Genomic DNA, 14311 nt, shown 5'->3' with positions numbered 1-14311 from the left:
GAAGTTCTTACTCATTAATCTCCATACTCATTGTTTAATTCTAGTTTAACTGTTGTTCCTTTTTCAATTAATTCACCATAAGGAATACTTTGACTTTGAACCATTCCTTCACCATCTACCGAATACTTAAGTCCTAGTGAGCCTAATAGAGCTGATGCTTTCTCTAAAGAATATCCTCTAATATCAGGCATTATAACTCTTGTTAAGTTTTCTGCTTCTCCCTCAGTATAAAGTGTTATTTTTGATCCTTCTTTTACTGCATATCCTGGGAATGGTGTCATTGATTTTACATATGATCCATTTCCAACAACTTCACACTCTAACTTTTGTTCTTTTATAATTTTTTTAGCTTCTTCTATATTCTTTCCTCTTACTTCTGGAACTGTAACTTCTTTTACTATTGAAACAGCATTTTCTGATGAGAACTTACCTTCCATGTAATTGAATATATTTGTAAATAAAGTTTTAGCATATGGTGTACATACAGGACCTGCATAATACACACCAGTTCCTGGTTCATCAACAGATACCATTATAGTTACCTTTGGATCATCTACAGGCGCCATACCTACAAAAGTTGATAAATATTTGGAAGATGAATAAGTACCATTTTCAACTTTTTGTGCAGTACCTGTTTTACCTCCAATATGATATCCCTCCATGAAAGTACCTTTTCCTGATCCTGAAGTAACAACTCTTTCAAGGTATTGTCTTAATTGAGCTGTATTCTCTTCAGATGCTAATTTCTTAGTTGTAGCTTCAAAAGATTCGTCCATTACTCTTGTTCCATTTTCATCTTTATGAGTAATTTCTTTCATTATATGAGGTTGAATCCATGTACCTCCATTAGCTACAGTATTAAATGCAGCCATATATTGAACAGAATTTACTGTGTTAGTTTGTCCAAAAGCTATTGTAACTAAGTCTGTAATAGACATATTTGCAGCCTTCTTTATAATTCCCTTTGCTTCACCTGGTAAATCCACACCAGAAATTTGTCCAAAACCAAACTTCTTAATATACTCAACTAAAGTTTCGCTACCTATTTTTTCACCAAGTTGCATAAATCCAACGTTACATGAATTTTGAATTATTTCTCCAAATGTTTGAGTACCATGTCCTCCAGACTTCCAACACTTTATTCTTCTATTACCATATGTTAGACTTCCATTACAGGTGAATGTATCATTTTCCGAAACTAAACCTTCTTCCATAGCAGTAATAGCAGTAATTACCTTAAATATAGATCCTGGTTCAAAGGTATCATTTACTAGCCTATTTCTCCACATTTTTTGAAGTTTTTCTCCATCAGTTTCTCCCACAAAATTTTCTATTCCATCATAAGGATTATTAGGATCAAAGTCAGGTTTATTTACCATAGCAAGTATTTCTCCTGTTTTGGGGTCCATTACTAAAACAGAAACTGCCTTAGCCTTATGATCAATTAATGCTTGGGATGCTACACTTTCAGCAAAAAATTGTATATTTTCGTCTATAGTTAAAGTTACATCTTTTCCATCAACTGGATTAGTAAATTGTGAAATTGTGTAAGGAAATCCTCCACTTTGACTTTCTAACTCAGTTATCTTTCTTCCTGGAACGCCAGAAAGTGCACTATCATATTGTAATTCTACTCCTGTAAGACCTTTACCATCACTATTAGTTGACCCTAAAACATGAGATAAAAAAGATCCATTAGGATAATATCTTTTTGTATCTGGCGAAACAATTATTCCAGACAATTTTTTTTCTTCTATTAATTTCTTTAAATTATCAGCTTGTTGTTTTTCTATTCTTCTTATTAAAGTAGCTGCACCTGCATCTTTACCACTTGGAAGTTTTGTATCCAACTTTTTTTGAACATCTTTAGTTTCCATACCTACTGCTTCAGCAATTAAAGGTGCAAGCTCTGCACTAGACTTATACCCTTTATTATTTTCTATACTTTTTTTATAGTATGCTCTAATTGCATTCAAGTCAAAATCAACTCTATAAACATTAGCAGAAACAGCTAATTCTACACCATTTCTATCTAATATTCTCCCTCTTCTAGCATCAATTTTTACTTCGCTTGTCCACTGTTCCTTTGCCATTGCAGAATATTCAGCATGTTTTCCAATCATTATGTAAGCTAGTCTTACACTCAAAACAAAGAATAGAAATGTCAACCCTACTAGAGCCAAACTCATTCTCTTCTTCATTGAAGCTTTGTCTCTGAATCTACTATTCTTCACTCATATTCCTCCATCTATCATTGTTCCGTAGCTAAGTCATATAAAATATAAGGGATGCTACTATTAATCTAGTGCATCCATTATTTTAGAAAACAATCCACTCTTATTATCTTTTGCATTAGTTTCATCATTTTCTAAATCTTCAAAATAGTTTCCCGATAAATCCATCTGTAACATTTCATCCTTTGTAGCTACTACCATCCCTAATTTCTCCTCAGCATTAGTTTTGATATTATCTAATGATGCTACTTTTAGGAGTTCAACTCTTAATGCTTCATTTTCATCATCAACGCTTTTAATTTCGCTATTAAGTTTTGCCAAATCACTTTGCATTGAATATACCTTAGTATCTCTTGCTATTGTTATAACACCTAGTATTGCAATTGCAGCGGCTATTTGACGTGCACCTTTTCTCTTACGTCTTTCCTCTTCAAGTTTTCTTCTCTTTCTTTCTCTCTTTGCCTTTTGTAGTTCCTCATATCTTTTTCTGTCAGGTTCACTACTTCTTCTTGGCTGAGTTGCTGTATTCCCTCTTATATATTCATACTCTTTTACTATCATTTTATTCACATCCCCATTTTTTTATAACTAATCTCTAAAATCTCTCTATAACTCTTAACTTAGCACTTCTACTTCTTGGATTTTCTTCTACTTCTTCTTTTGATGGTTCAATAGCTTTTCTTGATATAAGCTTAACTAAAGGTTTCTTCCCGCATACACAGATTGGGAACTCCTTTGGACAAGTACATGGATTTGCAAGTTCTCTAAACTTTAACTTTACAATCCTATCTTCTAAGGAATGGAAGGTTATAATTGCCATTCTTCCACCTTTATTTAGTCTATTCACCCCATCTTCAATAGCTTTATTTAGAATTTCCAGCTCCCCATTAACTTCTATTCTAATAGCTTGAAAGGTTCTTTTAGCCGGATGAGGACCTTCTCTTCTAGCTTTTGCAGGTATTGCTGCCTTTATTATGTCAACAAGCTCTAGAGTAGTTTCTATTGGCTTTTCTTCTCTTTTATTAACTATAAATTCCGCTACTCTTTTTGCAAACTTTTCCTCACCATAATCTCTTATAATTCTCCAAAGATCCTCCATGGAGTAACTATTAACTACGTCATAAGCAGAGAACTCTCTATCTCTGTTCATTCTCATATCTAAAGGAGCATCTTTCATATAACTAAATCCTCTTTCTCCCTCATCTAATTGATAAGAGGACACCCCAAGATCCATTAATATTCCATCAACTTTTGGTATTTCTAATTCTTCTAAAATACTATCTATATTATGAAAATTATTATGGACTAACTTCTTATTTTCATATTCTTTTAATCTTTCACCAGCTGCTTTTAAAGCATCTGTATCCTGGTCTATTCCTACCAATAAACCATCCTTTGATAACCTTTGTAATATATGAGATGAATGACCTGCTCCCCCTAGGGTACAGTCTACATAAATTCCATCATCTTTTATATTTAAGGCATCAAGACATTCATTTAATAAAACTGAAACGTGTTTAAATTCCATTGTCAAAACTCCTTATATTCCTAAGTCACTCATTTTTTCTGCAATTGATTCAAAATCAACATTAGAATCATTGTATTCTTGCCACTTTTCTTTACTCCATATTTCTACTCTAGTTAATACTCCTATACTTACTATTTCCTTTTCTATTCCTGCATATTCTTTAAGATTTTGTGGAATCAACCCTCTTCCTTGCTTGTCCATCTCTATTTCACATGCTCCTGCAAAGAAAAACCTTACAAAAGATCGAGCATCTCTATTGGTAAGAGGTAGAGTTTTCATCTTTTCTTCTAAATTTTTCCATTCATCTTGTGGGTAAGCATATAGGCATCCATCTAGCCCCTTTGTAATAACAAACTTATTACCTAGCTCCTCCCTTAACTTGGAGGGTACAATCATTCTGTTTTTACTATCTAAGGCATGTTGATATTCACCAATAAACATTTTTGTACTCCTCTATATACTTTATAGTGATTTTACTCTACTTTCAACCACTTTACACCACTTTTACCCACTTTTTTATAAATATTCGAGAAAACTTTCTAAATCCCTTCTATAATTGGAAAATAATTTGAATTTTTTTCAAAAAAAATAGAAGAGACATCTAAAAAGATATCTCTTCTTTAAAGCTGTAATTTACTTTATACATTAAATCTAAAGTTAACTACATCTCCATCTTCCATTATATAGTCTTTTCCTTCTAATCTATAAAGACCTTTTTCTTTAGCTTTTGCTTCTGAACCACATTCAACTAAATCATCGTAAGCAACAACTTCTGCTCTTATAAATCCTCTTTCAATATCTGAGTGAATCTTTCCTGCTGCTTGTGGAGCTTTTGTTCCAGCTTTAATCGTCCAAGCTCTTACTTCTTGAACACCAGCTGTTAAGAAACTCATAAGTCCTAATAATTTATAAGAAGCTCTTATAAGCTTATCTAATCCTGATTCATCTAATCCATATTCTGATAGCATTTCTGCCTTTTCTTCTTCATCAAGTCCTGATAATTGTTCTTCAAGACTAGCACATACTATCATAACTTCTGCCTTTTCAGCCTTAGCATATTCTTGGACTTTCTTTACATAATCATTTTCTAAATTTCCACTCATTAAATCATCTTCAGATATGTTACATGCATATAAAACTGGCTTCGAAGTTATTAAGAATAAACTTTTTACAAATACCATTTCTTCTTCAGTAAAATCTAATGATCTAGCTGGTAAATTCTTTTCTAATTGAGCCTTTATTTTTTCCATTATTGCATATTCTGCCTTAGCTGCTTTGTCACCAGATCTAACAAGCTTTAATGATTTTTCCATTCTTCTTTCTAGAATTTCTAAATCTGAGAATATAAGCTCTAAATTTATAGTTTCTATATCTCTTATTGGATCAACGCTTCCTTCTACGTGAACAACATTTTCATCATCAAAACATCTAACAACATGTACTATTGAAGCTACTTCTCTTATATGAGAAAGGAACTTATTTCCTAGACCTTCTCCTTTAGACGCTCCTTTAACTAGTCCTGCAATATCATAGAATTCTATTGCTGTATAAACTTTTCTTTTAGTATTATACATTTTTTCTAGTACATCTAATCTCTTATCTGGTACTGATACAACACCAACGTTTGGTTCTATAGTACAGAATGGATAGTTAGCTGATTCTGCTCCTGCCTTTGTAATTGCGTTAAATAAGGTACTTTTCCCTACGTTTGGTAAACCTACTATTCCTAATTTCATATTCTTACATTCCTTTCTTCCTAAAAACATTCCACCTAATGTCGTAAAAAATGGTTTAAAAGCTATTAGTGTTTTAAACTTCCAACTTTTAAACCATTGCTTTTCCTAAATATGCAATGTTACTTAACTTAAATGCATCCACTGTTTACATCATAAGTCTAATTATATGTATTTATTTGATTTTTTTCAATACCTTTGACCATGTTTTAGATTTCCTTTATATTAAATAAAATAAAAAGGACGAATTAAGTCCTTTTTATTCTCAATTTGAATAATCTTGCTAAGCAAAACATTCATTATATATAATATTTAAAAATTCCTCTTCATCTAAATCTTTAAAGTTATTAGAAATACTTATATATTTATTTTCACCAATGACAATATACTTTTTCCCTAGTTTATTATTGTTTGCATAAACACAAACATCTTTAGGTAGATTGGTTTCTATAATTTCTAATATTAAATCAGCATCATCATATTCATATGATAATTTACAAAAGCTTTTAATTTTTTTATTTACACATAACTCAAAAAGCCAATTACTATCACATATAAAAGTATCATAAAAAAATAATTCATTTTCTCCTTCACTAAAATAGCTTCTATTTTCTGCTATTATACTTTTAGAACTATATACCTTATTACATGTTTCTTCATATCCAAAATCATTTAATATTAAATTTGATATATACTCATAATTTTTCTTAATATCATTGGAGAATGTGCCTCCTAATACATTAAATACTGTTAGATTAATAAAAAGAATATACATCACTATACAACTTAAAATAGTAATAATTATATTAGTTCTTCTCTTAAAATTCTTTTTCTTTAAAAATTTTATTATCATATAAAAAAGAAGCATAAAAACTAAAAAGAAAGATAAAACAGATACTATTTCGACTCTAGAAAAACTACTATCCATTGCAGGAGTAACAATAATAAATACTAGTGCAAGTATTATTCCTATTATATAAAGTTTATTTTTTCTTTTTAATGATTTATACGAGTTATATGGTATGAATTTATTTTCTTTTAAACTTATTCTACTTTTTATAATCCACTGAATAAATAAAATTAGTTCTATAGAATAATAAAGTATGGCTGCACTATATATAAATGAACATAATATCATTACATTACTTGAGAAAATAGTCTTTACCATACCAAAGCTAGCAAACCATTGGTAAAAAACAATCATCCATAAAGCAACAATAACTGCATATCCCAAGACATTCCACATAGATGCCTTTATTATTTGTTTAAATTTTTCTTTCTCATCAGTGTGTATTGGGATTAACTCTAAATTATCTTCAGTATAAAAAATTTGAATCTTACCTTTGCTACAAACATATTTCCAACCAGCTTCTTCACAATAATCTCTATATCTTAATGTTTCTTCATTATCTTCAGCATGGAAGAAAGTAACATCTCCAAGTATATCAACTGTAAATTTTAATTTTCTTGCTTTAATCTTTTCAAATTTAAATATGTTGCCACTAATAGAAGTTAATAACCATCCTTTACTTGCCTCTTCTTCTAAAAACTCTTCTACAGCTGCACACTCATATGGCATAAAATTAAATAAAACTCTTTTTTTATTTTTATTCTTCATATCTCTCCTCCAAAAATTCTCTTCCTTCTGCAACCAAAGTTTTTAACCTTTTATATTCACATTCTAAGATTTCTTTGCCCTTACCAGTAATCTTATACATTCGTTTTCTTCCTACCCTAGAGGTTTCAATAATCATATGCTCTTCCTCAAACTTTCCTAAAAGAACATATAAAGTTCCAGGTCCAACTTTAACCCTTCCATTTGAAATATCTAAAACATTCTTCATTATATCTACTCCACATTTTTCATTAAGAAGAGATATTAAAACATAATACATAGGTTCAGTTAAATTTTGAAATTGTTCTCTAGCCAAATTATCACCGTCCTTATATCGATAATCGATATTGTCAACTCTCCTTGTAAATCATTCCAGTATTTTAGGTGGACATAATACAAATAATAACCTTGAAATTCAAAAAGAAATTAGGTGATTATATGAAGAAAAAATTATTTGTATTTGCTCTTTTAATAGCTTTAATTGTTTCTATAATTCCTATGAATGTTATGGCTCTCACAGCTAGTGACACTACAGAACTTAATTGGTATTACGTTGCAAGAGTAAAAGGAGAAACACCTGAACCCGCAAAAGAATCTGCATCATTTCTAAAAGAATGTGGAGGATATTATGTAGGTGACACTTCTCAAAAAGTTTTATATTTAACTTTTGATGAAGGATATGAGAAAGGGTATACTAGTGCAATACTTGATACACTTAAGGAGCTTAAAATACCTGCTGCCTTTTTTGTTGTCAAGCCATACATAGATAGCGAACCTGAATTAATAAAGAGAATGGTTGATGAAGGTCACTTAGTTTGTAATCATTCTAACCATCATCCATCTATGGCTTCAATTACTGATCCTGAAAAATTCAAAAAGGAATTAACTGACGTTGAAGCTGCATTTAAAGAGCTAACAGGAAAAGATATGCCAAAATACTTTAGACCCCCAATGGGTAAATATTCCAAAAAATCTTTAGAGATGACTAAAGCTTTAGGATATAAATCTATCTTCTGGAGCTTTGCTTATAAAGATTGGTTAGTTGATGATCAACCTAGCGAAAGTTTTGCTATAGAAAAAATTAAAAAAGGTGCTCATCCTGGAGGAATTTTATTATTGCACGCTGTATCAAGTACAAACACAAAAGTTATGAAGCAAGTGTTAAGTGATTTACAAGCTGAAGGCTATGTATTTAAATCTCTTGATGAGTTGCCAGAATAAAATTTCACAAAGAAAAAGTATAGGAATGTTTTTTCCTATACTTTTTTAATATTTATTTATATAAATATATATTGTTATATTTATATATTGTTATATTTATAAGAATTAATGAAAGGCATTACTCTATAATTATATCTTTTTGATCAACTGTATCCCCATAAGCTGGCTTCAAAGTTTTATCATAAGCCTCTTTTATTTTTCCTTCTTTAGAAAGCTTATTGATTTCATCATTTAACCAGTTTAAAAGTTCAGTGTCCCCTTTCTTAACAGCAGGTGCTATTACATCTTCATCACCAAGATTTTTAATTCCTACAGTGTAACCTTTATTCTCTACAGCCCATGCAAATAATAAAGTATTGTCATGAGCTAAAGCAGCTCCTCTTCCATCCTTCAAAGCTTCAAAAGCTTCTGTGTTCTGATCAAACTTTAACAATTCCATATCAGGATAATTTTTTGAGAAATAAGCATCAGCTGTTGTTCCCTTGTTTACAATTAACTTTTTACCTTTTAACTCATTAACATCAGTAATTACTGTTCCATCTTTTGAAACAACCCCTAAAGCAACTTTCATATATGGATTTGCAAAATCCACCTTCTCTTTTCTCTCATTTGTAACTGTAAAATTAGCTAAGATAATATCAACTTTATTTGCCTGCAAAAATTCAACTCTACTAGCTGCCTCAACTAAAACAAACTCTACCTTTGTTTCATCCCCAAACAAATCCTTTGCTATTTCCTTTGCAATTTCTACATCATAACCTTGGTTTATACCATTGGAATCTACATATCCAAAAGGTGGCTTATCACTAAAGACACCAATTTTTATAGTTCCACGTTTTTTTATTGACTCTATAGAAGATTCATTTTCATTCTTGCCACCACATCCAATTAGGCTCAAAACTAACAGCACAGCAGAAAGTAATACTCCAATAACTTTAAATTTCTTTTTCATAAAATATGCCCCCTTTTAATAATTTAAAATATTTAAAAATGATCTTGCCCTCTCTGTTTTAGGATTTGTAAAGAACTCTTCTGGACTAGTTATCTCTACTATCTTCCCTTCATCCATAAAAGCTATCTTATTAGCCACTTTTCTAGCAAAAGACATTTCATGAGTTACAACTATCATAGTCATACCATCTTTTGCTAAGGCTTGTATAACTTCTAATACTTCTCTTACCATCTCTGGGTCTAATGCAGCTGTTACTTCATCAAAAAGCATTATATCTGGATTCATACATAAGGCTCTAACTATAGCAATTCTCTGTTTTTGCCCTCCTGATAACTCCCTAGGAAAAGATTTTTTCCTATCTAGAAGTCCAACCTTTTCTAATAATTTATCAGCCTTAGCTTCTACTTCTTCTCTTTTTCTCTTCTGAACCTTTAAAGGTCCTAAAAGAATATTATCTATTACATTCATGTGGGAAAATAATTCATAGCTTTGAAATACCATTCCTATTTTTCCTCTTACTTTAGTCCAAGAAACATCTTTCCCAAGTTCACCCAAACCATCTAATGTAATCATTCCATCATTTATATTCTCAAGTCCATTAATACATCTTAATAAAGTACTTTTTCCACAACCTGAAGGACCTAATAAAACTAAAACTTCACCCTTATGAAGATCTAAGTCCACTCCTTTTAAAACCTCTATATTGCCAAAACTTTTTCTTAGTCTTTGTATTTTTAAAAACTCATCTGCCATATCTCTTTACCTCCTAACTTATCCATTTTCCCTCTAAATATTTTGATAATAGAGAAAGTGGATAACAAATAATAAAGTATAGAATAAATATTGTTCCATATATCCAAAATGATGCTGAAGGATTTGTTAAAATTGAGGATTCTATTATTTGCTGTCCAATTTTAATTACTTCAACAACACCAATTAAAACTACTAAAGAGCTTGTTTTAATCATCCTAGTGGCTAAGTTTATTGCACCTGGAGTTATTCTTCTTAATGCTTGTGGAATCAATATATATCTAAATGTTTGTACATTGCTTAGCCCTAAGGCATAAGATGACTCCCACTGATGTTTTTCTATTGATGTTAAAGCACCTCTAACTATATCTCCCATTTCTGCAGTTCCCCATATAACGAAAACAATTATAGATACAAGCACTCCATCAATATGAGTATTTAAAGCAGTCGCAACTCCAAAATATACAATAAATAACCATACTAAAATTGGTATTATTCTAACTGCTTCAAGATATAATCTACACAACGCTTTTATAACCTTATTTTTACTAGTCATTATTACTCCTAAAATTACACCTAGAATAGTTGCTAGTATTACTGAAATAAAAGCTATTTTACAGGTAACTAATAAACCACCAAGAAGTCTCTCAAGATTTTTCCCTTGAAAAATAACATCAATCCCCATACTTTGCAGACCTTCCTTTCTTCTCTAAATAACTAATTAATACAGATATTGGAAGTAATATTATCAAATAAAAAATAACCAATAAAAATAATGCTTCTATAGTTTTATATTCCATACCAATAATGTCTTTAGCTAAAAACATTAAATCTGCCACGGCTATCGCCCCAACAATGGAAGTTTCCTTTAACAAGAATAAACAATTAGCTCCTATTGATGGTATTGCAATAGATATAGCTTGTGGTAGAACAATATATCTCAATGTTTGAAATCTAGTTAGCCCTATGCTTAATCCAGATTCAATCTGTCCTTTGGAAACTGCCTCTAAACCTCCTCTTATTGCTTCAGCCATATAACTGCCCCCTAAAAAGGTTAATCCTATAACTCCACAAGTAAACCCACTTAGTTTTATCCCAATTTTGGGCAACCCATAAAATAAGAAAAATAATTGGATTAATAAAGGAGTATTTCTAGACATCTCTATATAAGCCTTAGAAATAGTCTTTAAAATTCTAACCTTATAGAAAATCAGATTACTACAGATCAAGCCAACAACTACTGAAAGAATTATTCCAATAGCCCCTAATTCCAATGTTAAAATTGTTGCATCTACATACCTTGGTAAAGCCTCAATTATAAACTCCCAATTCATATAACTTCCCTCCTATGAAAATAAGCCTCATCTCTTAATACATAAGAGACGAGGCTTTTTGCTCCGCGGTTCCACCCTAATTAGATTCTATAAAATCCCACTTAACTATGTACTTTCATACACTTACGCTATAACCGGCGCACCGTGATAGTCCTACTATAATTCTTCAAACTATCTGCTCTAGAGGGCACTTCACTATTCTCATTATAGAAGTTCTCACCAAACACCTCTTCTCTGTGATAATTGCAAAATAGCTACTTTTCTCTTTCTACGCATTTAAAAATGTTTTCTAAAATTTATATGGTATTAATAACCTATAAATACTAAATCTACTTTTATCTCTTATCTTTATTTTTCTTTCGTTTAATTTTGTAATATTATTATATAAAACAAAGTATAAATTTCTAATTATCTTTTTATATTTTCTTAAATGCTCGTAAAGCCTTATTCTATGTGCTTTCGAGTATTTTTACTGTAGGAAGATACTTCACGTTTCTTTGCATATTTCCTCATGTCTTAGCTGTCAGAAGTGGTAAATAAGTAGTAAATTCATTTGTACTACTAAGCAACAAGACGCTCCTGTTGCTTCTCTTTATTCAAGCGTTTCATTTCTGCCATTGCAGAATCGAATGTTGCATGTGCGTAATAGTTCAGCGTCATGGCTATATTAGCATGTCCCATAATGTACTGTAATGCCTTTGGATTCATTCCTGCATTTGCATAGTTGGTACAGAATGTATGTCGCAAACTATGTGGAGTGATGTGTGGCAATTTATCCTCGTTATACTTATTGTATTTCTTAACAAGACCTTTCATCATGCCGTTGTAATCACTTGCCACTTTTGGATAGTTCTTTCTATTAAGAAAGAGGAAATCACTATATCCATCAATCTCAACACGCTTATCATTCTTTCGATTCGCTAACACTCGCTTAAATGCTTGATAGGCTTCTTCAACCATAGGAACTTGACGTTCGCCACTTTTGGTCTTTGGTGTTTCAATGTAGTACCCAATTTCAGTATCTCTCAATAGCTGATGGTCTATATTGACAAGACGATTCTCAAAATCTAAATCTGGAAGTGTCAAACCACCAAACTCTGAAATACGAAGACCTGTTTTTAAGAGTATCAGAATTTCATCATAATTTTTGCTGTAGGTTTTATCAGCTTTTGCAAAGGCTAACAGTTTTTCTTCCTGTTCTTCTGTTAGTACGGTCTTAGGGACAGTATCATCATCAAGAACTGCTTTCAGTTGAAAGTCAAATGGATTCTTCCGAACACAATCATCTTGTATAGCAATATAGAATGAAGCCTTTAAAGAACGTTTGTAGTTATTGATGGTTTGATAAGCATAACCATTTTCACTCATTCTAATAGCCCATTCTTTAGCGTCTGATGGCTTAATACTGTCAATACTTCTTACACCTAACTTGTCTTTCTTCAAAATATCCATAAGATATTTGCGTCCAGTTTCAGTGTTTTTTCTAACCTTTGGTCTTTGAGCGTTCTGTTTTGCGTAAAGCTGGCAGAGTGTCATTTTCTTTCCTACAACATCAATACCATCATGAATGTCTTTCTGTAACTCTGCGATTTTCTCTCTAAGTGAGATACAATCACGCTTTCCTGCTGGTACTCGGTCTGTAGCCACAAGTTTCCACGAGTAAACAAATTGCGGTTCTCCAAATGAATCTATATATTTGTATAAGTATCTTCCGTCTTTTCGTTGGCTCTCTCCAGTCTTTAAGATTCGACCTTTATTGTCACGTCTTTTTTCTGACATGGCATTTGCTCCTTTCCTTTATGGAAAGAGCCTTGATACGACTTAATACTATTTTATCATATACAAGACCCTTTGGCGACGCTAGATTGCGTCCAATGTATCTATAATTTTTTCAAATTGTTTTCGTTTAATCTGAATACGATTGCCATTCATAATCAGCCAATTTGCATTTTTATTTTCCTCTGCCAAGCGTCGTAGCTTGTTTTCGCCAATACGAAAATATTTTGACGCTTCTTCAATGGTTAGGGTATAACGTTCCCAAATAGGAATGTCAGTCTGCTTCATAAAATCCTCCTTTCCAAATCACTTATTTGGATTTCATAAAAGTTGTTTTACCAGCAATCGAACAGCTTTAGCAAAGCTCACGGGAGTTCCACCCCTGCATGGTTCTCATGTAGCCATACTCATTGCCTGCGACGGTTTTATCACGCTCGGACTATTGACTGTATGGGAGTATCATTATCACGATAAGAATGTCGTTGCAGGCAATCCTGCTAAAGATTGCTTCTCGGATCACTAACATGAATCGCTCGCTATCTTTATAAGATAGGTCATGGCGGTTAGTTCCGTTGGCTCTTTTCTTATCGAAACGTATTCGATTACTTTTATTCAGTTTTCAAAGAACAATGGCTCGTTAGCCTATCAAAACACATTGAAAGCTCAATATGCTTTGGTGGAATAACAAACCTCCCTGTTCGGGAAGCGTGGAATGGTTTAGCACGCTTCCACGAAAGGAGAGAGGATATTACTTAATTTCAAATGACAAAATCTTTGTAATCAGTCTGGTTTCCATTCTTCCACGTAAGACTTCATCAACGACCATACTTTGATTGCCATATTCATCTTTCATAAGTCGTAGGGAACGCTTCGTTATGTACCCTCTGTAATGATGTAGAATCTGGTTAATCGCTTCGGTATCGCCATCTGTTGCCTTTACAATGAGAGGAAAGGGAATCATAGGATATTGTGTTTTCATTCTTCAAATTCCTCCATAAACTTTTTAATTAAGGCTAGTCCACTGGTTCTATGCCGATAGACAGTAGAACGGTTCAATTTCAACAGGTCTGCAATTTCTGAATCGCTCATGTCCATAAAGTAAAACAGCAGTAGAATTTCACGTTTCTTGTCTGGCAACTCACGTAATGCTTCACTCAACAAATCATTT

At 32.0% G+C, this 14311-nt stretch carries 16 protein-coding genes and 1 other annotated feature; of the genes, 1 reads left to right on the top strand and 15 read right to left on the bottom strand.

The window, feature by feature from the left end:
• Positions 1-14 precede the first annotated feature (14 nt).
• The 7 genes from DR024_RS15695 to DR024_RS15665 form a co-directional block, all read right to left on the bottom strand.
• Positions 15-2234, bottom strand: coding sequence for a stage V sporulation protein D (locus DR024_RS15695; RefSeq protein WP_027097651.1), 2220 nt, complete (start codon positions 2232-2234; stop codon positions 15-17).
• Between the two features lie 63 nt (positions 2235-2297).
• Positions 2298-2795 carry a hypothetical protein gene (locus DR024_RS15690; RefSeq protein ID WP_027097650.1) on the bottom strand — a complete coding sequence of 166 codons (498 nt, stop codon included), beginning with the start codon at positions 2793-2795 and terminating at the stop codon, positions 2298-2300.
• Between the two features lie 34 nt (positions 2796-2829).
• Entirely contained in the window at positions 2830-3762 is a 933-nt protein-coding gene (gene rsmH, locus DR024_RS15685) for a 16S rRNA (cytosine(1402)-N(4))-methyltransferase RsmH (RefSeq protein WP_027097649.1), read from the bottom strand.
• A gap of 12 nt (positions 3763-3774) precedes the next feature.
• Positions 3775-4203, bottom strand: a complete 429-nt coding sequence (gene mraZ, locus DR024_RS15680; protein ID WP_027097648.1) for a division/cell wall cluster transcriptional repressor MraZ — start codon at positions 4201-4203, stop codon at positions 3775-3777.
• A 197-nt stretch (positions 4204-4400) separates the two neighbouring features.
• A complete protein-coding gene (gene ychF / locus DR024_RS15675) occupies positions 4401-5498 on the bottom strand; it encodes a redox-regulated ATPase YchF (protein WP_027097647.1) in 1098 nt (365 codons plus the stop codon).
• Between the two features lie 280 nt (positions 5499-5778).
• The gene (locus DR024_RS15670; protein ID WP_051195912.1) at positions 5779-7113 is read right to left on the bottom strand and encodes a DUF2812 domain-containing protein; all 1335 of its coding nucleotides are present in this window, start codon (positions 7111-7113) and stop codon (positions 5779-5781) included.
• Entirely contained in the window at positions 7103-7426 is a 324-nt protein-coding gene (locus tag DR024_RS15665) for a PadR family transcriptional regulator (protein WP_027097646.1), read from the bottom strand. The genes DR024_RS15670 and DR024_RS15665 overlap by 11 nt, the downstream gene beginning before the upstream one ends.
• Before the next feature lie 122 nt (positions 7427-7548).
• On the opposite strand from DR024_RS15665, the gene pdaA reads away from it, so the two are divergent.
• On the top strand, positions 7549-8331 hold the full coding sequence (gene pdaA, locus DR024_RS15660; protein WP_027097645.1) for a delta-lactam-biosynthetic de-N-acetylase: 783 nt from the start codon (positions 7549-7551) through the stop codon (positions 8329-8331).
• 118 nt (positions 8332-8449) lie between these two features.
• Here pdaA and DR024_RS15655 read toward each other — a convergent pair whose 3' ends face one another.
• The 8 genes from DR024_RS15655 to DR024_RS15615 all read right to left on the bottom strand — a co-directional run.
• Positions 8450-9283 (bottom strand): cysteine ABC transporter substrate-binding protein, encoded by an 834-nt coding sequence (locus DR024_RS15655; RefSeq protein WP_027097644.1) that lies wholly within the window; start codon positions 9281-9283, stop codon positions 8450-8452.
• A 15-nt stretch (positions 9284-9298) separates the two neighbouring features.
• Positions 9299-10036 (bottom strand): amino acid ABC transporter ATP-binding protein, encoded by a 738-nt coding sequence (locus DR024_RS15650; protein WP_111919132.1) that lies wholly within the window; start codon positions 10034-10036, stop codon positions 9299-9301.
• Positions 10037-10049: 13 nt separating this feature from the next.
• Positions 10050-10727, bottom strand: coding sequence for an amino acid ABC transporter permease (locus DR024_RS15645; protein WP_055183948.1), 678 nt, complete (start codon positions 10725-10727; stop codon positions 10050-10052).
• Positions 10708-11367, bottom strand: a complete 660-nt coding sequence (locus DR024_RS15640; protein ID WP_111919130.1) for an amino acid ABC transporter permease — start codon at positions 11365-11367, stop codon at positions 10708-10710. Before DR024_RS15640 ends, DR024_RS15645 begins: the two co-directional genes overlap by 20 nt.
• Positions 11368-11408: 41 nt before the next feature.
• Positions 11409-11647, bottom strand: a binding site (T-box leader).
• 281 nt (positions 11648-11928) lie between these two features.
• A complete protein-coding gene (locus DR024_RS15635) occupies positions 11929-13146 on the bottom strand; it encodes a tyrosine-type recombinase/integrase (protein WP_001291561.1) in 1218 nt (405 codons plus the stop codon).
• An 81-nt stretch (positions 13147-13227) separates the two neighbouring features.
• Positions 13228-13431, bottom strand: coding sequence for an excisionase (locus DR024_RS15630; RefSeq protein WP_000814511.1), 204 nt, complete (start codon positions 13429-13431; stop codon positions 13228-13230).
• A 460-nt stretch (positions 13432-13891) separates the two neighbouring features.
• Positions 13892-14104, bottom strand: a complete 213-nt coding sequence (locus tag DR024_RS15620; RefSeq protein ID WP_050212332.1) for a helix-turn-helix domain-containing protein — start codon at positions 14102-14104, stop codon at positions 13892-13894.
• A 14-nt stretch (positions 14105-14118) separates the two neighbouring features.
• Positions 14119-14311: RNA polymerase sigma factor (locus DR024_RS15615; RefSeq protein ID WP_146742889.1), on the bottom strand; the 193-nt coding region annotated here is incomplete at its 5' end.

The sequence above is a fragment of the Clostridium paraputrificum genome, from assembly GCF_900447045.1.
GTDB classification, from domain to species: domain Bacteria; phylum Bacillota; class Clostridia; order Clostridiales; family Clostridiaceae; genus Clostridium; species Clostridium paraputrificum.
This window is presented reverse-complemented; position numbering and strand designations above follow the sequence as displayed.

Excerpts from the sequence above, each read along its gene's own strand:
- DR024_RS15630 (WP_000814511.1), bottom strand. The coding sequence starts at position 13,431 with ATGAAGCAGACTGACATTCCTATTTGGGAACGTTATACCCTAACCATT.
- DR024_RS15655 (WP_027097644.1), bottom strand. The coding sequence starts at position 9,283 with ATGAAAAAGAAATTTAAAGTTATTGGAGTATTACTTTCTGCTGTGCTG.
- pdaA (WP_027097645.1), top strand. The coding sequence starts at position 7,549 with ATGAAGAAAAAATTATTTGTATTTGCTCTTTTAATAGCTTTAATTGTT.
- DR024_RS15620 (WP_050212332.1), bottom strand. The coding sequence starts at position 14,104 with ATGATTCCCTTTCCTCTCATTGTAAAGGCAACAGATGGCGATACCGAA.
- rsmH (WP_027097649.1), bottom strand. The coding sequence starts at position 3,762 with ATGGAATTTAAACACGTTTCAGTTTTATTAAATGAATGTCTTGATGCC.
- DR024_RS15640 (WP_111919130.1), bottom strand. The coding sequence starts at position 11,367 with ATGAATTGGGAGTTTATAATTGAGGCTTTACCAAGGTATGTAGATGCA.
- DR024_RS15670 (WP_051195912.1), bottom strand. The coding sequence starts at position 7,113 with ATGAAGAATAAAAATAAAAAAAGAGTTTTATTTAATTTTATGCCATAT.
- mraZ (WP_027097648.1), bottom strand. The coding sequence starts at position 4,203 with ATGTTTATTGGTGAATATCAACATGCCTTAGATAGTAAAAACAGAATG.
- DR024_RS15635 (WP_001291561.1), bottom strand. The coding sequence starts at position 13,146 with ATGTCAGAAAAAAGACGTGACAATAAAGGTCGAATCTTAAAGACTGGA.
- ychF (WP_027097647.1), bottom strand. The coding sequence starts at position 5,498 with ATGAAATTAGGAATAGTAGGTTTACCAAACGTAGGGAAAAGTACCTTA.
- DR024_RS15690 (WP_027097650.1), bottom strand. The coding sequence starts at position 2,795 with ATGATAGTAAAAGAGTATGAATATATAAGAGGGAATACAGCAACTCAG.
- DR024_RS15650 (WP_111919132.1), bottom strand. The coding sequence starts at position 10,036 with ATGGCAGATGAGTTTTTAAAAATACAAAGACTAAGAAAAAGTTTTGGC.